The 20,194-nt window shown below is 68.1% G+C and carries 15 protein-coding genes; 11 read left to right on the plus strand and 4 right to left on the minus strand.

Translation table 11 applies throughout. The features are described from left to right. The first annotated feature begins 17 nt into the window (after positions 1-17). From ACSFA7_RS26815 to ACSFA7_RS26835, 5 genes are read left to right on the plus strand one after another with little or no spacing between them, the layout of a single operon-like run. Positions 18-1,082 (plus strand): glycosyltransferase, encoded by a 1,065-nt coding sequence (locus tag ACSFA7_RS26815; protein WP_435502170.1) that lies wholly within the window; start codon positions 18-20, stop codon positions 1,080-1,082. Beyond that, positions 1,079-2,344 carry a hypothetical protein gene (locus ACSFA7_RS26820; RefSeq protein ID WP_435502171.1) on the plus strand — a complete coding sequence of 422 codons (1,266 nt, stop codon included), beginning with the start codon at positions 1,079-1,081 and terminating at the stop codon, positions 2,342-2,344. Before ACSFA7_RS26815 ends, ACSFA7_RS26820 begins: the two co-directional genes overlap by 4 nt. 5 nt (positions 2,345-2,349) lie before the next feature. Then, positions 2,350-3,582, plus strand: coding sequence for a lipopolysaccharide biosynthesis protein (locus ACSFA7_RS26825; protein WP_435502172.1), 1,233 nt, complete (start codon positions 2,350-2,352; stop codon positions 3,580-3,582). Positions 3,583-3,595: 13 nt separating this feature from the next. Then, positions 3,596-4,261 (plus strand): phytanoyl-CoA dioxygenase family protein, encoded by a 666-nt coding sequence (locus ACSFA7_RS26830; protein WP_435502173.1) that lies wholly within the window; start codon positions 3,596-3,598, stop codon positions 4,259-4,261. Further along, on the plus strand, positions 4,258-4,650 hold the full coding sequence (locus ACSFA7_RS26835) for a carboxymuconolactone decarboxylase family protein (protein ID WP_435502174.1): 393 nt from the start codon (positions 4,258-4,260) through the stop codon (positions 4,648-4,650). The genes ACSFA7_RS26830 and ACSFA7_RS26835 overlap by 4 nt, the downstream gene beginning before the upstream one ends. 278 nt (positions 4,651-4,928) lie before the next feature. Here the strand turns inward: ACSFA7_RS26835 and putA are convergent, their stop codons facing one another. Continuing rightward, positions 4,929-8,681, minus strand: a complete 3,753-nt coding sequence (gene putA / locus ACSFA7_RS26840) for a trifunctional transcriptional regulator/proline dehydrogenase/L-glutamate gamma-semialdehyde dehydrogenase (protein WP_435502175.1) — start codon at positions 8,679-8,681, stop codon at positions 4,929-4,931. 130 nt (positions 8,682-8,811) lie between these two features. Between putA and ACSFA7_RS26845 the strand changes: the two genes are divergently transcribed. The 4 genes from ACSFA7_RS26845 (at position 8,812) to ACSFA7_RS26860 (ending at position 11,382) form a co-directional block, all read left to right on the plus strand. Next, positions 8,812-9,414, plus strand: a complete 603-nt coding sequence (locus ACSFA7_RS26845; RefSeq protein WP_435502176.1) for a helix-turn-helix domain-containing protein — start codon at positions 8,812-8,814, stop codon at positions 9,412-9,414. A gap of 5 nt (positions 9,415-9,419) precedes the next feature. After that, a complete protein-coding gene (locus ACSFA7_RS26850) occupies positions 9,420-9,956 on the plus strand; it encodes a GNAT family N-acetyltransferase (RefSeq protein WP_435502177.1) in 537 nt (178 codons plus the stop codon). After that, the gene (locus ACSFA7_RS26855; RefSeq protein WP_435502178.1) at positions 9,953-10,753 is read left to right on the plus strand and encodes a class I SAM-dependent methyltransferase; all 801 of its coding nucleotides are present in this window, start codon (positions 9,953-9,955) and stop codon (positions 10,751-10,753) included. The genes ACSFA7_RS26850 and ACSFA7_RS26855 overlap by 4 nt, the downstream gene beginning before the upstream one ends. Positions 10,754-10,890: 137 nt before the next feature. Continuing rightward, entirely contained in the window at positions 10,891-11,382 is a 492-nt protein-coding gene (locus ACSFA7_RS26860) for a DUF2147 domain-containing protein (protein ID WP_435502179.1), read from the plus strand. Between the two features lie 5 nt (positions 11,383-11,387). Here ACSFA7_RS26860 and ACSFA7_RS26865 read toward each other — a convergent pair whose 3' ends face one another. The 3 genes from ACSFA7_RS26865 to ACSFA7_RS26875 all read right to left on the minus strand — a co-directional run bounded on the left by ACSFA7_RS26865 (position 11,388) and on the right by ACSFA7_RS26875 (position 14,218). Beyond that, positions 11,388-12,035 carry a CPBP family intramembrane glutamic endopeptidase gene (locus ACSFA7_RS26865; protein WP_206177371.1) on the minus strand — a complete coding sequence of 216 codons (648 nt, stop codon included), beginning with the start codon at positions 12,033-12,035 and terminating at the stop codon, positions 11,388-11,390. A gap of 88 nt (positions 12,036-12,123) precedes the next feature. Continuing rightward, positions 12,124-13,245 (minus strand): NADH:flavin oxidoreductase/NADH oxidase, encoded by a 1,122-nt coding sequence (locus ACSFA7_RS26870; RefSeq protein ID WP_435502180.1) that lies wholly within the window; start codon positions 13,243-13,245, stop codon positions 12,124-12,126. Between the two features lies 1 nt (position 13,246). Beyond that, positions 13,247-14,218, minus strand: a complete 972-nt coding sequence (locus ACSFA7_RS26875) for a DMT family transporter (RefSeq protein WP_435502181.1) — start codon at positions 14,216-14,218, stop codon at positions 13,247-13,249. Positions 14,219-14,363: 145 nt separating this feature from the next. Between ACSFA7_RS26875 and ACSFA7_RS26880 the strand changes: the two genes are divergently transcribed. Both ACSFA7_RS26880 and ACSFA7_RS26885 read left to right on the plus strand, forming a co-directional pair. Then, a complete protein-coding gene (locus ACSFA7_RS26880) occupies positions 14,364-15,242 on the plus strand; it encodes a LysR family transcriptional regulator (RefSeq protein ID WP_435502182.1) in 879 nt (292 codons plus the stop codon). 174 nt (positions 15,243-15,416) lie between these two features. Continuing rightward, a complete protein-coding gene (locus ACSFA7_RS26885) occupies positions 15,417-20,192 on the plus strand; it encodes a CapA family protein (protein ID WP_435502183.1) in 4,776 nt (1,591 codons plus the stop codon). The last annotated feature ends 2 nt before the right edge of the window (positions 20,193-20,194 follow it).

The following is a 20,194-nucleotide window of genomic DNA, read 5'->3' on the forward strand; positions in this document are numbered from 1 at the left end:
GTGAGGCATCTCTCACCATGAAAGTACTGCACGTTGCCGAGACGCTCAAGGGCGGGCTGGAGACGTACCTGCGCATCGTCGCGAGCCACCAGACCGCCTCGCCCGACATCAGCCAGGTGAAGTTCGTGCTGCCGGGGCAGGTCGACTGGCTCGGCGCCGAAAACACCCACGTCGTGCCGACGGCGCGCAAGGCCTCGGCGCTGCTCGGGTACGCGAAGAGCGTGCGTAAGATCATCGAGGCGGAACGCCCGGCCATTCTTCACCTGCACAGCTCGATTGCCGGCGGCGTCGTGCGCGCCATGGCCCTCGCCGGGCAGGTGCCGCGCGGCGTGAAGATCGTCTATTGCTCGCACGGCTGGGCCTTCGACCAGACCGGCCCCGCGTACAAGAACGTGGCCTACCGCTGGATCGAGCGACTGCTCTCCTGGCGCAGCGACGCGATCATCTGCATCAGCAAGCACGAGATACGGATCGCCGAGAAGTTCGGCATCCGGCGCTGCCAGTGCATTCCGAACGGCATCGACCGCATCGAGCCGGTGCAGCAGGGCGCACCGTCGAGCGCCGTCGCGCCGCGCAAGGTGCTCTTCGTCGGCCGGCTCGACAAGCAGAAAGGCATCGACGCACTGCTCGATGCCTACGCGAGGGTGCAGCCGAATTTCAAGCTCATCGTGGTCGGCGATTCGGTGCGCAAGGACCTCGCGCTCGCGCAGCCCGCGCACGTCGAGTTCAAGGGCTGGCTCGAGAAAGACGCGCTCGATGCCGTCTACCGCGACTGCGACGCCACCATCGTCCCGTCGCGGTGGGAAGGCTTCGGCCTCGTCGCGGTGGAAGCGATGGCGCGCAGCAAGCCCGTGTTCGCTTCGGCCGTCGGCGGGCTCGTCGACATCGTGGAACACGGCCGGAGCGGCCGGCTCTTTTCCCTCGACCAGATGGACCAGGCGCTGCGCGACATCGATGGCCTCTCCGACGCGGCCCTGCAGCAGATGGGGCAGGCCGGGCGGCAGATCTTCGAGGAGAAGTTCACCTCGCAGCGCATGAACACCGCCATCGTCAACCTGTACAAGGAGTCGGTTCTCCGATGAAGATTTTTTCCTGCCGCGTGGGACGCTTCCTGCAGGTCCTCGCGTTGCTGAGCGTGTGGATGTTCGCGGGCCATCCCGCGCAAGCCCGGGGCGTGAGCGGCATCGGCACGGACTACCCGGTGGCGCTGAGCGTGCAGATCGACCCCGCCACCATCACCGACGCCGACCTGAACGAAATCCGCGCGGCCGGCTTCGAGTTCGTGCGCTTCGGCGTGCGCCCGCCGCTCAAGAGCGTGAACCCCAGCCTCATCGACTACCCGCGCCTCATCAAGCGCGTGCGCAACGCGAAGCTCGAAGCGATCGTGACGCTGTTCGGCGGCAACGCGATCTGGGGGACAAAGCCCGAAGACCTGCGTGCAGGGGCCCGCAAGGAAAACCTGTTCTCCGACTTCGCGGTCGGCTTCATGAAGGCGCACACCGACGACGTGGCCGTGTGGGAGGTCTGGAACGAGCCCGACCACAAGACCTTTTTGAACCCCGCGCTGCTGTCGGACTTCGAGGCTGCATCGTCGCAGCTATGTGCCGACATGGCCAAACAGAAGGTGCAGCCGAACATCGTCGTCGGCTTCGGCTTCGCGAACCTGCCCTTCGTGGGCGGCAAGGTGCCCCCGCAACTGGAGAACGCCTTCGTCGCGGCCGCGAAGTCCGATTGCCTGACCGACATCTCCATCCACCCGTACCGCCCCGTGCCCGAGACGGCCTTTGCCGACTACGAGAAGCTGCGCGCGCAGCTCGACCAGCGGCAACTGCAGAAGACCGGCATCGCCGTCTCCGAATGGGGCTACGCCTCATACCTGCCGGTGCGCAGCCAGAGCACGCAGGCCTCGCTGGTCTTTCGCGAGTACCTGATCACCGCGGCGGCAGGCATCAAGCTGCTGAACCTCTATGCATGGCGCGACCGCGGCCGTTCGTCGTTCTCCAAGGAAGACAACTTCGGGATCATGTCGAACGCGGGCGAGAAGAAGGAGGCGTTCTCCGCGCTCACCGAATTCCTCAAGATCGCCAGGCACTCGAAGAAGGTTTCGTACGACGACGCGAAGGGTGTGAGCCGGCTGGTCCTCAAGCGTGACGACGCGCTGCTGCACGTGCTGTGGACACCCGGCTCCGAAAAGGACGTGACCGTCCCCGTCGCCGAAGGCAAGAAGTGCACGCGCGTCGACTTCTTCCCGCAGATGCGCCGCGGCAGCTGCGGCCCTCGCACGGACGGCGGGTTCTCCGCGAAGGCCTCGGCCTATCCCGTGCTGCTGTCCATCTCGGACTAGATGAGATGGCGCTCATTGCTCGCCTCTCGGGACTCCGCAAACGTCTCGGCGGCCCGGTCTTCGCGATCGCCGACCAGTGCATCTACAGCGCAAGCCAGCTGCTGTTGAGCTTCGCGCTCGCGCGCGTGCTGTCGCCTTCGGATTTCGGCATCGCCTCCGCGTTCCTGGCGGTCGTGAGCTTCCAGTACATCCTGCACACGGCGATGGTCCACGAGCCCTTGCTGATCCGGCGCTTCTATGTGAGCCGGTACTCGGCATGGACGAGCTGGGCGCTCGTGGCGCTCTTCTCTCTCGTGGGTTACCTCTGCTGGCAGCTCATCGTGTTTCCAGGACAACTGCGCTGGGTGGGCGTGGCGCTGATCGTCGGGTACGAGATCTTCTGGCTCTCGCGCAGCCTGCTGCTCACCGGGCGGCGCTACGCGATGCTGTGCATCACCGGCGTGTTGATCTGCGCGGGGTATGTCGCGGTGCTCGGCGTGGAGAAGCCCGCCACGTGGGCCGAGGCGCTGCTGCTGGTCTCGGTGCTCCAGCTTCCGTTTCTGGTGCTCGTGCTGCTGAACCTGCGCAACGTCATGCCCGCATTGCCCGCCGCGAAAGATGCGCAAGGGCTCACCGTGAAGGAATCGATGGCTTACGGCTGGAAGGCCAGCCTCTCGCAGTTCATGAGCTGGATCATGACCGGCGGCGCCATCCTGCTTTTGGGTTCGTCGGCCGATTCGGAGCAGGGCGGCCTGCTCAAGATCTACATCACCTTCCTCTTGCCGATGCAGTACGTGCTCGCGGCGCTCGGCTACTACCTGCTGCCGCAGCTGGCGGCGCGCTGGCATGCCGAAGACCGCAAGAGCGTGCACCGGCTCTTCGTGATGTTCGTGCTGCTGGGCTTCCTGATCGCCGAGGTTGCCGGCGTGGTGCTGGGCTTGCTCGGGCCGCACCTCGTGGTGCTGGCCTTCGGCGAGAACTACCGGCACATGGACTTCTCGCCCTTCTATTACGCGCCGGCCATCTTCGGTCTCACCATGTGCCTGCGCACGGGCTTTCGCGCTGCGGCGCGGCCGGGTGCGTTGCTGTTCTGCTCGGTCGTGGGCGCGGTGGTGTTCGGCATCTCGATGCTCGTGGTGAAGGCACCGGTCTCGTACATCCAGACCATCCACGCGATGACCCTGGGCTTTGCCTGCATGGCCGCGTTGATGATCGGCTGGCTGTTCGTGTTCATGCGGTCGCCGAGGCAGGGCGCCTGAGAGGCAATCCGCCATGAACAACCCCTTGCTCCGCGATGTCCGAATGGACGAGCGCCTGCGCTTCCTGCGGGACGGCGTGGTGTGCCTGCGCCAGATCATCTCGCCCGAGTGGGTGCGGCGCGCGCAGGACGGCGTCGAGCACGAGCAGGTGATGTTCGAGTCCGGCGCCGGCGAGGTCGCGCGGCAGTTGACGGTGACGCGGCGCCTGCGCTGGATCTACGACCAGCTTTTCGACAGCGACCCGATGGTGGCGGGCACCCCGTGGCACCAGGACACCTCGTACGGCCTCGCTGACAGCCACCGCATCGTGCGCGTGTGGATGCCGGTGGACCACGTGCCGCGCGAGACCGGCATCGAGGTGGTGCGCGGCTCGCACCTCTGGAAGGTGGAGCGCGGCTGGGCCGGCCGCATCGAGGTGCGCGACATCGAGGCCAACCGCCGCGCGTTCGATATCGTGGGTTACGAGGTCGACGCGGGCGATGTGGTGGCCTTCAACTACCGGTCGCTGCACCATGCGGGCGCCAACGTGAACTTCAGCGAGAAGCGCAAGGCCTTCGCCATCCTCTACGCGGACGACCGGCTGGCCTTGAGGCATCGCTCGCCGTTGGCGACCGACGGATCCGCATGGCATGACGGACGGCCTATCCTCGGGGCATCGATGACCCAGGAGACCCGATGAAACCCCAACCGATCGACTACGCAGACGCCTCGGCCGAAGTGAAGGCCGTGTTCGACGACATCAAGACATCGCGCAACGTGCCCGACGTCAACAACTTCTGGAAGTACCTGGCCAACGACCCCGCGACGCTCAAGCGCACCTGGTCGAGCCTGAAGGAAGTGATGGCGCCCGGCGCGCTCGACCCCGTGGTCAAGGAAATGATCTACCTCGCGGTGAGCGTCACCAATGGCTGCGGCTACTGCATCGCGAGCCATCACGCGGGTGCGGAGAAGGCTGGCATGACGCCCGAGATGTTCGGCGAACTCATGGGCGTGGTCGGGATGGCGAACGAGACCAACCGGCTGGTCAATGGGTATCGCGTGCCTGTCGATCCGGCGTTCGACAAGTAGGCACTGGGTTCATTCAGGGCGGCACTCGCGCCGACGGTGGGCTCTGTTTCGCGAATGCCCCCCGCCTTCGGCTCCTCCTTGATTTCGCGAAACAGAGCCCACCATCAGCGCGAGCGCTTTCAGAGCAGTCGTTGATCTGCGGTTCACCCAGAGCGTGCCCAAGTGCGCAGGGCATCGGGTGCTCCCCGCAGCGAAATCAAGGAGGAGGGGCGAAGCCCCGGGGGACATTCGCGGAGGGGAGTACCCGGTGGCCTGTGCACACGCCCTGAACAACGCCCTCAGCCGATGGTCATCAAACTCGCGTTCCCACCAGCAGCAGCGGTATTCACGCTCAAGGCACGTTCGACCACCAGGCTTTCAAGCGGAATGCCCGCATCCCCCGAAGCAAACGCGCGCACGCCGACGATCGGCCCCGGCCGAGACGCGATGTGATGCACGACGCCCGCGAGGCTCGTCGCATCGCCGTGATGAAGAACGGCGTCGAACACCACCGTCTCCGAAGTCCAATCGCTCGCAACGGCCACCGACTGCTGCACCTCCGCCGGCAGCGATGCGCGCAGACCTTGCGCGCCCGCATCCGCGGGCCAGATCGCGGTGCTGCCCACCGACAGCACGGCCGCCAGTTGCACCAGCCGGTCGGCTTCCGCATCGGCCAGGCACAGCACGGCTTCGCGTGGTTGCAACGTGTAGACGTTGCGCTCGCCCGTCGGGCCGGCCAGCGTGCGCGAGCTGCCGGAGCGCGAGAGTTCGCCGAAGCGTTGGCATTGGGTTGCCAATGCATGACGGTTCGTTTCGTTGGCCCATCGGGTCAAGGCCGAGAGCGCAGCATGCGATGCACCGACCTGCGTCGGCGACGCGTTGCCCGGGTCCGCATCCGCCATCGCGCGCACCAGCACATCGTCCGGCCGCTTCGACAGCATGCGGTACATGTACAGCGGCCCGCCCGCCTTCGGCCCCGTGCCCGACAAGCCTTCACCGCCGAACGGCTGCACGCCCACGACCGCACCGACGATGTTCCGGTTCACATAGACGTTGCCCGCCTTCGCGTGCTCCACGATCTGCGCGATGGTTTCGTCGATGCGCGTGTGCACGCCCAGCGTGAGCCCATAGCCTGTGCCGTTGATCTGGCCGACCAGCGCGCCCAGGTCGCGGCGGCGATAGCGCACCAGATGCAGCACCGGTCCGAACACCTCGCGCTGCAGCTCCGCGATGTTGTCGAGTTCGATGAGCGTCGGCATCACGAAGGTGCCCTGGCGCGTGTCGTGCTCGTACTCGCGGCCTTGCCGGTACACGCGGCGGCCGCGGCTGCGCATGGTGGCGATGTGGCGCTCGATGTTGTCGCGCGCTTCGGCGTCGATTACAGGACCCACGTCGACGGCCAGCCGCGCGGGGTTGCCGATGGAGCTCTCGGCCATCGCGCCCTTGAGCATCTCGATCAGGCGGTCGGCGGCTTCTTCCTGCACGCACAGCACGCGCAGCGCGGAGCAGCGCTGGCCGGCGCTGTCGAAGGCCGAGGCCATCACGTCGGTGACCACCTGTTCGATCAGCGCGGACGAGTCCACGATCATTGCGTTCTGCCCGCCGGTCTCGGCGATGAGCGGCACCGGTGCGCCATTCGCGCCGAGCCTTGTCGACAGCGTCTTCTGCAGGATGCGCGCGACCTCGGTCGAGCCGGTGAACATCACACCCTGGACGCGCGCATCCGCCACCAGTGCGGCGCCCACGGTCTCGCCGCGGCCTGGCAGCAGTTGAACGGCGGCGTGCGGAACACCCGCTTGCCACAGCACGCGGATCGCTTCGGCGGCGACGAGCGGCGTCTGCTCCGCGGGCTTGGCCAGCACCGGATTGCCGGCCGCGAGCGCGGCGGCCACCTGGCCGGTGAAGATCGCGAGCGGGAAATTCCACGGGCTGATGCACACCATCGGCCCGAGCGCGCGGTGCGTGTCGTTGGAGAAATCGGTGCGTGCCTGCGCCGCGTAGTAACGCAGGAAGTCCACCGCCTCGCGCACTTCGGCGATGGCGTTGGCATAGGTCTTCCCGGCCTCGCGTGCGAGAAGGCCGAGCAGGCGCGGCTGTTGCGCTTCGAGCAGATCGGCCGCGCGGTCGAGCAGGGCGGCGCGTTCCGCGGGCGGCGTTGCGGCCCATGTGGTTGCAACGCCATGGGCTTGCGACACGGCCGATTCGACATCGGCCAGCGTGGCTTCGCGCACTTGGCCGACCACGTCGCGATGGTCCGCGGGGTTCAGCACATCGGCCCAATTGCTGGAGGCTTCGCGGTCCTCGGCGAGCAGCGGTTCCGCGCGCCATGGTTCGCTGGTCGTGGCGCGGAGCGTTTCACCCAAGAGGCGCAGGCTGTCGTCGTTCGCGAGGTCGAGGCCTTGTGAGTTGACGCGCTGGCTGCCATAGAGCGCGACGGGCAACGGAATGGCCGGGTGCGGCAATCCGACCGCGCCTTCCTTCGCCGCCATGTGCGCCACCGTCGCGACCGGGTCTTCCACCAGCGCTTCGAGCGGAATCGTCGGGTCCGCGATGCGGTTGACGAACGAGGTGTTTGCGCCGTTCTCCAGCAGCCGCCGAACCAGATACGCAAGCAGCGTCTCGTGCGTGCCCACGGGCGCATAGATGCGGCAAGGTCGACCGAGCGGCCCGACCACCTGCTCGTACAGCGGCTCGCCCATGCCGTGCAAGCACTGGAATTCGTACTGCCCCGGCTGGTAGCGCGCCGGGTCCGCCATCGTGTAGATCGCGGCGAGCGTGTGGGCGTTGTGCGTGGCGAACTGTGGATAGATTGCCTCGGGCGCATCGAGCAGCTTGCGCGCACAGGCCAGGTACGACACGTCGGTGTAGGCCTTGCGCGTGTAGACCGGATAGCCCTCGAGCCCTTCGATCTGCGCGCGCTTGATCTCGCTGTCCCAGTACGCGCCTTTCACGAGGCGCACCATCAACCGGTGGCGGCTGCGGCGCGCAAGGTCGATCACGAAATCGATCACGAAGGGGCAGCGCTTCTGGTAGCCCTGGATCACGAAGCCGATGCCGTTCCAGCCCGCGAGCGCCGGCTCGAAGCACAGGCGCTCCAGCAGGTCGAGCGAGAGCTCCAGGCGGTCGGCTTCCTCGGCATCGATGTTGATGCCGATGTCGTACTGCTGCGCGAGCAGCGTGAGCGCGCGCAGCACCGGGTACAGCTCGTCCATCACGCGCGCATGCTGCGCACGGCTGTAGCGCGGGTGCAGCGCCGAGAGCTTGATGGAGATGCCCGGCCCCGCATACACGCCGCGGTGGTTCGAGGCCTTGCCGATCGCATGGATCGCGTCTTCGTAGGCGATGCGGTAGCGCTTGGCATCGTCGGTGGTCAGCGCCGCTTCGCCGAGCATGTCGTACGAGTAGCGAAAGCCCTCGGCCTCCAGTTCGCGCGCGTTGTCCAGCGCCTGCGCGATGGTCTCGCCGGTCACGAACTGCTCGCCCATCATGCGCATTGCCATGTCCACGCCCTTGCGGATCAAAGGCTCTCCGCCTTTGCCGATGAGGCGCGTGAGCACGGTGGAGAGACCCGTCTCGCTGTGCGTGGCCACCAGCTTGCCGGTGAGCAGCAGGCCCCAGGTGGCGGCGTTGACGAACACCGAGGGGCTGCGCCCCGCATGCGACTGCCACTGGCCGTGCGCGATCTTGTCTCGGATGAGGGCGTTGCGCGTCTCGGCATCGGGAATCCGCAGCAGCGCTTCGGCCAGGCACATCAGCGCGACGCCTTCCTGCGAGGAGAGCGCGTATTCCTGAAGCAGGCCTTGCACGAGACCGGCGCGGCCCGCGGCGTTCTTGCGGTTGCGCAACTGCTCGGCGATGCGGTGGGCGAGGGCGTGCGCTTCTTCGGCCTGGCCGGACGGCAGTCGCGCCTGTTCGAGAAGGGGCGGCAATGCCTCGGGTTCGGGGCGCCGGTAGGCGGCGGTGATCGGCACGCGCAATGCCGAAGGCGGGGCCAGCCCATCGGCGAAATCGATGAACGAAGAGGGCAGAGGGTCGGGGTTGTTGGCGCTCATGTCGAATCCGTGCTGGTGAGTTGTTGAATGATCTCAATCTCTTTGACGAATATTTGTTCGAAGAATTGCCATATGGCAGAGCAAATGACGGGTTGACTGGGTTTCTTATTTGATGGATATTTCATCCAATATGACGGAATCAACGCCCCCCCCGGCCACCACCTCTCTCAACGACCGCATCGCCCAGCGCGTGCGCGACCTGCGCGCCTCCCGCGGCCTGTCGCTCGATGCATTGGCCACGCACTGCGGCGTCAGCCGCTCCATGATCTCTCTGATCGAGCGCGGAGAGAGCAGTCCGACCGCAGTGCTGCTCGAAAAACTCGCCACCGGCCTCGGCGTTCCGCTCGCCTCGCTGTTCGACGATGCCGAACCTGCCGCCAGCCCCGTGTCGCGCCTGGCCGACCAGTTGCAATGGCGCGATCCGCACTCCGGCTATGTGCGCCGGAACGTGTCGCCCGGCGGCGCTATCTCTCCGATCCAGATCGTCGAGGTGAACTTCCCGCCCGGTGCCCGCGTGGCCTACGAGACGGCCGCGCGCGAGCCGCGCATCCACCAGCAGGTGTGGGTGCTCGAAGGCCGCATCGAGGTCACCGTGGGCGACGACCTCCACCGCCTCGACGCGGGCGACTGCCTCGCGCTCACGCTCGACCATCCGATGAGCTATCACAACCCCACGCGCAAGACCGCGCGCTATGCCGTCGTGATCACCACGGCACCCACCCCCTGGAGATGAATGAAATGACGACGACCGAAACGCCCCGCATCCGTGTCCTTCACACGGTGAGCGATGCCCATGTGCAGGCGCTGGCCGACCTGCTGATCGATTGCGTCGAGGGCGGCGCGTCGGTGAGCTTCATGCTGCCGATCACCCGCGAACGCGCCCTCGCGTTCTGGCGCAAGGTGGCCGATGGTGTGGCGCGCGGCGAGCGCGTGCTGCTGGTGGCCGAAGACGGCGAGGGCCTTCTGGGCACCGTGCAGGTCGTGCTCGACCAGCCCGAGAACCAGCCGCACCGCGCCGAGGTCTCGAAGATGCTCGTGTTCCGCCGGGCGCGACGCCGCGGCATCGGCGCGCTGCTGATGCAGGCGGCCGAGGACGAGGCACGCGCGCACCGCAAGACGCTGCTGGTGCTCGACACATCGAGCGCCGAGGCCGAGCGGCTCTATGCGCGCATGGGCTGGCAGCGCGTGGGCGTGATTCCCGGCTTCGCGCTGCTGCCGGACGGCGAGCCGTGCGGCACCACCTTCTTCTATCTCGCGCTGGAAGAGCGCGCGTGAGCGGGTTCGAGCAACTGCTGCGCGATGCGGATGCGAGGCCGCTCGTTGGTTGGGACCTGTCGTGCGATGGGCGCATCACGACCACCGCCACGCCGTGGAACTTCGAAGCCGCCGTCGAGCGGCATGCGCGCCAGTCGCCCGACATGCTCGACATGGGCACGGGCGGTGGCGAGTGGTTGAGCCAGCTTGAACATCGCCCGCCGCGCACCGTCGCCACCGAGGGCTGGGCGCCGAACGTCGCCGTCGCGCGGGAGCGCCTTGCGCCGCTGGGTGTGGAGGTGGTCGAGGTCGAGGGCGCCGATGACAACGCGGCGCAGAGCGAAGAACAGCAACAGGCGCGGCTGCCGTTCGCGGACGCGTCGTTTCATCTGATCGTCAATCGCCACGAGTCTTTCGTGGCGAGCGAGGTGCATCGCATCCTCGCCGCCGGCGGTCGCTTCGTCACGCAGCAGGTTGCGTCGGACTTCAATGCAGATTGCTACGCGCTGCTGGGTTTGCGCATGCCCGAGCTGCCGCGATGGCAGCTAGACACGGCGGTCGATCAACTGGTGAGCGCGGGCTTGAGCGTTGCGCATGGCGAAGAGGGCGCGGAGTTGCTGTCGTTCGATGACATCGGCGCGTTCGCCTGGTACCTGAAGCACGTGCCTTACGTGTGCCCCGAATTCACCATCGACGGATGCCACGATGCGCTGGCGGTCCTGCATCGGCGCATCGAAGCGCTCGGGCCATTGACGATGCGGCAGAAGCTGTTCTGGGTGGAAGCGGTCAAATACTCGCAGGCGTCCGCAGCAGGCTGAAGCGCCGAGATTTGTATCGCACCTTGTCTGGCGCCCCGCCAGATACGGAACACGACGATTCAGTGTGTGTCTCGACACATATGACGGCACGTGCTGCGATGGAATGAGCGCTCCATCCACTCGACACGAAGTCCGCCATGACCCAGCCCTTGCTCCATCGTCCAGGCCGCGCATTCGGCGCCGTCCTGTTGTTCGCCACGGCCTTCGCGGCGCAGGCGCAGTCTTCTTCATCCGCCTCCTCCGATCCGCGCGGCCGCTGGATCACCGCGAACGGCAACCTCGAAGTGGAGGTCGCACCCTGCGGCGCCGCGCTGTGCGGTACCGTCACCAAGGTCCTGGGCAACCGCTCGATGGCGCCCGGCGGCGGTGACATGCAAGCCGCCGACAAGCGCCCGGCGCTGGGCATGACGCTGCTGAAGGACTTCGCGCCCGTCGACGCGGCCGACCCCGCACGTCCGCCCACCGAATGGACCGGCCAGATCTACAACCGGGAGAACGGCAAGCTCTACAGCTGCAACATGTCGGTCAGCACTGCAGGCAACGCGGCGGGTGAGCTGATGCTGCATGCGTATGTCGGCATCCCGCTGTTCGGCAAGACGCAGCGCTGGGTGCGGGTCGCGTCGAACTGAACAGGTCAGAGAAAGGGCAGCGTGTCCGCCAGCATGTGCGCGAACACGACGGGCCAGAGCCAGCCCGTGCGCAGGTAGAAAACGCCGAACACCAGTCCCACGACGGCAATCGACAGGGCACCGTTCGGACCTTGGTAGAGGTGGTACAGAACCCGGACCAGGAGGCTCAGGCCCAACGCGAACGAGGCGCCGCGATGGCGGAAGCCTTTCATGAGGTAGCCCAGCAGAAAGACTTCCTCGTAGAGGCCGTTGACCACCGACAGCACGAGAACCACGGCGAACGAGGGGCGCGCCGTGGCCACGAGCTCGTCGATTGGCTGGGACGCACTGCTTGCGAAGGGTGCAACCGCGATCCACGCCGCCAGCACGCAAGCGATGTAGAGCAGCGCGCCGACACCGCAGCCGATCCACGATGGTGAGGGCAGCAGGTCTGCCACGACATAGCCCCGGCTGCGCAGGACGAGAAGGGCAATGGGCCCGATCAGCAGTTCGAACCCCACGATCCCGAGCAGCGAGGCATCGGTGATCGCGCCGCTGCGGAACCCTGCGCTCACCGACCACAGCGATCCGAGGATGAACCATCCGAAGCACAGCGCGACCATGCCCAGGGCTTCCATGGGCGTGGCATTCGGAGCAAGGGGAGGCTGTTTCATTCGCGGACGAAGGCGATGGCCCGGCGGGCCCATGACGCCGGGCGGGATGGTAAGGCAAAGCCGGGCAGTCGGTCCCGGCCTGCGTCTGCTATCGCGCCCCGAACGCTGCGTTCTCGAACAGATCCTTGAACTCCCGCGGCTGCGAGCGCCAGTACTGGTGCGGCGCCTTCACCTGCGCGCCCAGCTCGGCGGCCGCATGCCACGGCCAGCGCGGGTCGTAGAGGATCGCGCGTGCGAGCGACACCGCATCGGCCTGGCCCTTCGCGATGATTTCCTCGGCCTGCCGCGGCTCGGTAATGAGGCCCACCGCGATGACCGGCATGCCGATCTCGGACTTCACGCGTTCGGCGAACGGCACCTGGTAGCCCGCGCCGAGCGCGATGGCCTGCTTCGGCGATACGCCGCCGCTGGACACGTGAATGGCCGCGCAGCCGCGCGCCTCGAGGGCCTTGGCGAAAGCGACCGTGCCTTCGAGATCCCATCCGTCCGGCACCCAGTCGACGGCCGACACGCGCACCCACACCGGCCTGTCGGCGGGAAAGGCTTCGCGCACCGCATCGAACACCTCGAGCGGAAAGCGCATGCGGTTCTCGAGGCTGCCGCCGTATGCGTCGTCGCGGTGATTGGCCAGCGGCGAGAGGAACTGGTGCAGCAGGTAGCCATGCGCCGCGTGGATCTCCAGGCCGTCGAGGCCCAGCCGCGCCGCGCGCCGTGCGGCATCGGCAAAAGCGTTGCGGATGCGCGCGAGACCTGCGGCGTCGAGTGCGATGGGCGCATCTTCCGTCGGTGCATGCGGCACGGCGGAGGGGGCATACGCCTTCCATCCACCCGGCTCGCCGGGCGCAATCTGCTTGCCGCCTTCCCATGGCGCACGGCTCGATGCCTTGCGCCCCGCGTGCCCGAGCTGCATCGCGATCTTGATGGGCGAATGGGCCCGCGTCGCCGCGAGCACGCGGGCCAGGCCCTCTTCATTGGCATCGGAGTAGAGCCCGAGGTCACCCGGCGAGATGCGCCCTTCGGCTTCCACCGCCGTCGCCTCCAGGATCATCAGCCCCGCGCCCGAAAGCGCGAGGTGGCCCAGGTGGATCAGGTGCCAGTCGCCCGGCGTGCCCTCGGTGGCGGAGTACTGGCACATCGGCGCGATGACGATGCGGTTGTCCAGGCGGAGCGTGCCGAGTTGCAGGGGCGTGAAGAGGTGGGCTTGGCTCATGTCATGAAGTGGCTGCACAGGTGCCGCGATTCTGGAGCGCCGGCGCGATCGGGGCAGCCGGCGCCGCAGAAGCCTTGCGGCTCACAGCGGTATGGATCAGCAACGCCCCGATCACCATCGCCATGCCGACCGCCTCGTTCGCCGTGGGCATCTTGCCCATCGCCATGCTCATCAGCAGCGCCGACACCGGCACGAAGTTGAAGAAGGCCGTGCCCGTCACCGCCCCGAGCTTGCTCACGCCATAGTTGAAAGCCAGCACCGCGATGGCCGAAGACACCAGGCCCACGTAGAGCAGCGCTTCCCACGACAGGCGCAGGCCCTCCGCGCTTGGCATCTGCGAAAGCCCCAGCACGCTGGCCCCGACGGCGACAGCCAGCAGCAGCGGCCACGCGGCCAGCACGGTGAGCGCGCTGTACTCAATCACGTCCAGCCCCGGAAAGCGCGCCGCGCCCCGCGTGTACCAGACCCAACCCAGCGTGCCGACGAAGGCCACGGCATCGCCGAAGAGCGTCGATTCGCCCGCTGCCGCATTGCCGAACAGCAGCCCCGACACGATGGCCACGCCGAGCAGCGCCAGCGCCGAGGCCAGCAGCGTCGTGCGCGAGGGGCGCACGCCGTCGAGCGCCCAGCGCAGCAGTTGCGTGGTCATCGGCGTGGTCGCCACGATGACCGCGCCGTGCGAGGGCACCGAATGCGCGAGGCCTACCAGCAGCATCACGCTGAAGACGCCGAAGCCCGCGAATCCGCGCAGCGCCAGCGGCCCCGCGTGCAGCCGCAGCTTGCGCCAGGGCGCGATGCCGCGCGGAAGAATGAGCAGCACGAACAGCAGCGCGGACATGCTGTAGCGGATGAGCGTGAACCACACGGGTTCGACATGGTGGAGCACGCCCTTGCTGACAAGGAACATGCCGCCCCAGCTGGAGGTGGCGAGCAGCAGCGCGGCGATGCCGAGCAGGCGTTGACGAGGAGACATGGTGAGCGACACGGGGAGCCTTTTGCGATGAATCAATGGCTCCAAGAATCGCGGTTCGCGGCTCCGATTTCCATTCGCTTCTTTGGACGGCCCCCTCCAAAAAAGCGAATGGTCGAATCGGACCGAAGCGCCCACAATTTGCCCCATGGAGCTCTACCAACTCAAGACCTTTGTCGCCATCGCCAGGGAGGGCAGCCTGACCCGTGCCGCCGAGCGCGTGTTCACCAGCGCCCCGGCGGTCAGTGCGCAGCTCAAGGCGCTGGAAGACGAACTGGGCGTGAAGCTGTTCGACCGCACCCCACGCGGCATGGTGCCCACCGAAGCCGGCCACAGCCTGCTCGATGAGGCCGAGCGCACGCTGGCCTCTGCCATGCGCATGCGTTCGGCCGCCGACCAGTTGCGCGGTGCGGCGCAGGGCGTGGTGCGCTTCGGCACGGTGGTCGATCCGGTGTCGCTGAAATTGGGCGAGGTGCTGGTGAAGCTCGCGGAGCGGCATCCGCAGGTCACGCTGCAACTCAAGCAGGGGCTGTCGTTCGAGACGCTGGCCGGCGTGCAGCGCGGCGATCTCGACTGCGCCTATGTGCTCAGCGACAGCGAGCAGGCCGAGGGCCTGGAGTTGCGGCGCCTGAGCGTGGTCGACCTGGCCGTGGTGCTGCCATTGCCGGTGGCCCAGGCGCACCCCGATCTCTCGCTCGACGCGCTCGTGAACCTGCCATGGGTGGGCACGCCGACGTCCTGCATCCTGCGCGTGCACCTCGAAAAACTGTTCGCGAGCGCGGGCCGTGAGTACCAGCAGGGCCGCACCGCCGATGGCGAAAGCGCGATCCGCAGCATGGTCGCCAGCGGCATGGGCGCCGGGCTGATGCGGCTCGACCAGGCCGAGCAGGGCGCGCGCAATGGCGAGCTTGCGATCTGGAATGGCTGGCGGTCGCACACATGGTTGTGCTGGATCGCGCCGGTGGATGGCAAGCGGACCGTGTCGGTCGATGCGGCGCGTGGGACGGTGATGGAGGCCTGGGCCTGAAATCGTTCGGCGTCGTTCGGGCGGCGATCCGGCCGACGCGTGGAACCGGTGCGCTCTATACCCGGGTGCCTGAGCAGCACCTGAACAGCACGACAACGGCGTCCGGCCAATGCGCTGGATCATGGATCGCCGGGATGGCAGGGGGCGCTGCGGCCTGTCATCATTCGCGGTGGAATGACGCACGACCCCCACCCCCTCGCTGATCTGTTGAACCGTGCCAGGCTCGCCCTGGCGGATGCCGAAGGTGCCTTGCCCCCGGCAATGCCCGCCACCGCGGAGGCGGGGTGCGTGGTGTTCTTCGCCATGGGCGAAGGCGAGAGCCGCGCCCGCGTGGTGGCCGGACGCGGACCCGACCTCGAAGCCGCATGGAAGCGCGCCGCCGATGCGGCCGCCGTGCAGGCCAAGCGCGGCGACCGCCCCCCCGAGCGCCTGCGCGCGGAAATCGTCGACACGGTCACGGCCATGAGTTGGGGCGCGCTGAAAGCGAAGTTGGCGCAAACAAAGCGCAACTATTTCAACTTGGGCATCGCCTTCGACGCGCACTTCAAGCACGCGATGCTCGCCCAGGAAATGCAGGGCGCGGCGGTGCTCTACAGCGGCGAGGTCGAGCATGCGCTGCCCAACCCCACCAACCTGCGCCTGCACGCCAAGCGCCGCTTCGGCGCCGAGATCGACTTTCCCGCGGACGACGCCGCGCCCGTCTGGTGCTTCACCACCCGCGCCGTGTACGTCGATGCAGAGGGCGCCTGGCCCCTCACCGCCGAAGGCCAGGCTGCGGGCTACCGCCGGCTGGACCACTGGAACATGCGGCAGGTCCGCCGGATGATCGATTCGGCGAGCGACTACCTCGCCGAGCAGGTCAAGCCCACGGGCGAATTCCACTACGGCTGGTTTCCCTGCTTCGACCGCGCCATCCCCACCTACAACACCCTGCGCCACGCCAGCACCACCTACGCGATGCTGGAAGCCTGGGAGCTCACGCGCAGCGCCACGCAGAAGGCCGCGATCGACCGCTCGCTGGGCATCCTCACGCAGCGCCTGATCCGCCAGGTGCCGCTGCCCGACGGCACGCGCGCGGCGCTGCTGGTGGACGTCGGCAACGAGGTCAAGCTCGGCGGCAATGCGGTCTGCCTGCTTGCGCTGGTGAAGTACACCGAGCTCACCGGCGACCGGCAATACCTGACGCTGATGGAGCAGCTCGCGCTCGGCATCCACGCCATGCAGGACCCGAAGACCGGGCGCTTCGTGCACGTGCTCAATTTCCCCAAGCTCGACATCAAGGACGCGTTCCGCGTCATCTACTACGACGGCGAGGCCGCCTTCGGCCTGATGCGCCTGTATGGGCTCACGCGCGACGAGCGCTGGCTCGCGGTGGTGGAAAAGGCCTTCGACCATTTCATCGTCGCCAAGCACTGGCAGGCGCACGACCATTGGCTGAGCTACTGCGTCAACGAGCTCACCCGCTACCGGCCCGAGACGCGCTACTACCAGTTCGGCCTGCAGAACGTGGCCGGTTACCTGGACTTCGTGCTGGAGCGCATCACCACCTTCCCGACGCTGCTCGAACTGATGATGGCGGCGCGCGAGATGGTGCTGCGCATCGAGGCCGATCCGTCGCTGCGCCCGTTGCTCGACGGCTTCGATCGCGAGAAGTTCGACCGCGCGCTGGAGCACCGCGCGCGGTACCTCGCCAACGGCCACTTCTGGCCCGAGCTGGCGATGTTCTTTCGCAACCCGGACCGCGTCGCGGGGTCGTTCTTCATCAAGCACCACAGCTTTCGCGTGCGCATCGACGACGTGGAGCACTACCTCTCGGGCTATGTGGCGTACCACCGGTTGGTGCGCAACCGCGAGGCGCAGCAGGCGGAAGCCGGCGCCGCGGAGACGGCCGCCGCATCGGGCCCGCGCGGCCCGAGCGGTGTGGTGGCCTGGGGCGGCGACGTGAACCTGGGCCGGCGCCAGCACTACCGGGTGGCCGAGCTGGGCGGGCCGCAGGCGATGCTGGGCGGCATCGCCGCGCTGCGCGATGCGGACCTGCGCATCGTCAACCTCGAATGCGTGGTCGCGACCACCGGCGAGCAGGGCGCCGACAAGGACGAGACCGGCGCCTACTACTACCGCGCGCGTCCCGAGATGATCGACGTGCTGACGGCCGCGCGCATCGACCTCGTGAGCACCGCCAACAACCACAGCGGCGACTACGGCCCGCAGGCCCTCTTGGAACAGAAGACGCTGCTGGACGCCGCGGGCATCGGCTCGGCGGGCACCGGGTCCGACCTCGAGGCCGCGCTGCAGCCGGTGATGGCCCGCGCCGGCGAGGTGCGCGTGGCGCTGTTCTCGCTCGATGCCACGCAGCCGAAATTCGCGGCCACGGCCTGGCACCCGGGCGGTGCCTACCTGCCGCTGGCCGACCCCGCCGAATGGACCGCGGTGCTCGCGCCGCGCATCGCACGGGCACGCGCGCAGGCCGATGTGGTGCTGGTGGCGGTGCACTGGGGCGACAACCTCGAGACCGTGCCCTCGCGCGCCGAGATCGCCGTGGGCCACGCGATCATCGATGCGGGCGCCGACGCCATCCTCGGCACCTCGGCGCATGTGCTGCAGGGCCTCGAGGTCTACCGCGGGCGGCCGATCATCCATGACGCGGGCGACCTGTTGTTCGACGCGATGCGCGGCGATGCGTGGAACGCGGGCATCTTCTCGCTCACGCTCCATCCGCACGGTGTCGAGCGGGTGCAGTTCTCGCCCATCCGCGTGGACTTCGGTTTTTCGGAACAGTACGAAGGTGATCGCGCGCGCGCCGCAAGCGAACACTTTGCAGCCCAGTGTCATGCGCTGGGCACGCAGGTCTTTCCGACGCCCGAGGGCGGCTGTGTGCTGCACCTGGCGCCGCCTGTGCGGGAGGTGCTGCCGCAGCAGCCGCTGCAACCGGCGACGTCCGAAGCGGCGGCGGCCCGCCCCGCCTCGCCGCCCTTGCGCACCGCAAGGCCCGGCTGGGTCGTCGATGCCGTGCCCGCGGACGCGGCCATGGCACCGCTGAAGATCGGACCGCTGCGCCTCGTGGGCATCCGCTGCACGCCCAACCAGGTCTTCGGCCGCCAGCTCCTGTGGGTCGAGTCGTTCTGGACGGTCGATGCGCCGGTCGAGGCCGACCTGCGGCTGCAGTTCCGCGCGCTGCCGGTGCGCAGCAAGACCATGCCGGTCTGGGGCGAGGGCATGGACCACGATCCCTGCGACTGGATGTGGCCGACCAGCCGCTGGACGCCCGGGCGCATCTACCGCGACCGCTACGGCCTGCGGCCGCCGCTTGCGCGCCAGATGGAAAGCGACGTGCTGCAGCTCGAAGTGCGCCTGCGCGGCGCGCCCGAGCTGCCCGCCGCGCGGCGGCTTCCCGTGTGGTGCGGCCTGCGCATGCCGGGCGTGCCGGCGCCGCTGCCCGAGACCCGCGCGCCGGTGCTCTCGGTCAACCTGCCGGGCGCGAGCCGCGAACCCGGGCCGGTGTGGACGGCCGGGCAGCTCGCGCAGATCACCGGCGGCCAGTGGCTGGTGCCGCCGCCCGCGGGCTGGTCGGTGCAGTCGGTGGTGCGCCTTCCGATGCACCTGAAGGTGCGGCCGGGGCCGGCGCTGTTCGTCGCGTCGGACTACCGCACGCTGGCCGCGCACGAGAACTTCAGTCGCGCGCCGGAAGACTGGGACCAGCACGACGACCTGCCGCGGCTGCACAGCCTGTGCGCGGGCGCGATCGTGCAGCACCCCGTCGAAGGCTTGCCGCCGGACTTTCCGCTGCTGCAGGTGCCCGACCCGATCCGCGCGCTGCTCTCGCTCGGCGCGGCCGCGCGGGCGCGCTACAAGGGGCTGGTGGTGGGCGTCACCGGCACGGTGGGCAAGTCGTCCACCATCGCGATGGTGCGCGACCTGCTGCCGCCGGGCGCGCGCGTGCTCACCACGGTGGAGAACAACAACTCGCGCGTCGGCGTGCCCGGCGCCATGGCGAGCCTGGGGCCCGACGTGGACGTGTGCATCCTCGAGATGGCGCAGAGCGCGCTGTGGATGGACCGCGGCCCGATCTCGCTCGAGGCGCGCCCGCACGTGGCGATCCTCACCGAGGTGGGCCTCTCGCAGACCACCAAGACCAACACGCTGGAGAAGACGGCCGAGTACAAGTCGCGCGCCTTCCTCGGGCTGGAGCCCGGCGGCATCGCCGTCGTCAGCGCGCACATTCCCTACCTCGCGAAGGTGGTGAAGGCCGCGATGCGCACGGCCGCGAAGGTGTGGACCGTGGGCACCGGGCCGAACGACAACATCCGCCTGCTCGATGCGCGCCCCGAATCCTCGGGCTGCCGCGTGCGGCTCTCGTTCAAGGGGCGCATCCACGAATACCTGTTCCCGGTGGCGAGCATCGGGCTGGTGCGCAACTCGGCGCTGGCGTTCGCCGCGATCGTGGCGATGGGCTTCGACGCCGAGGAGGCCAGCGCGCGCATGCCCGACGTGCGGCTGCCCGCGTCGGTGATGCAGGTGGAGCCGCTGCGCACCCGCACCGGCGCGCTGGTCACGCTGATCGACGACAGCTGGAACGCCGAGGTCATGTCGATGCGCAACGCGATGAGCTTCGTCCGCAGCTACCGTGGCCCTGGCAACGCGCCGGTCGCCCGCAAGGTCGGCGTGCTCGGGCGCATCGTCAACCTGGGCGAGCAGGCCGAGGCGATGCACCGCGGCCTGGCCGAGCCGCTGCTGGCCTCGGGCATCGCGCACCTGGTGACGCACGGCGACGAGATGCGCTGGCTGCGCGAAGAGGTGCCCACCGGCCTGCTCGGTCCGCATTTCGACGATGCCGCAGAGCTGGCCCTCTACCTCGGCGATTTCCTGCGCGACGGCGACCTGCTGCTGGTGAAGGGCGACCGCGACCGCTCGGACTTCGGCAACATCCCTTCGCTGTTGAAGAAGCTGTGACC

It is taken from the genome of Variovorax trehalosi (assembly GCF_051216415.1).
Taxonomy (GTDB): domain Bacteria; phylum Pseudomonadota; class Gammaproteobacteria; order Burkholderiales; family Burkholderiaceae_C; genus Variovorax.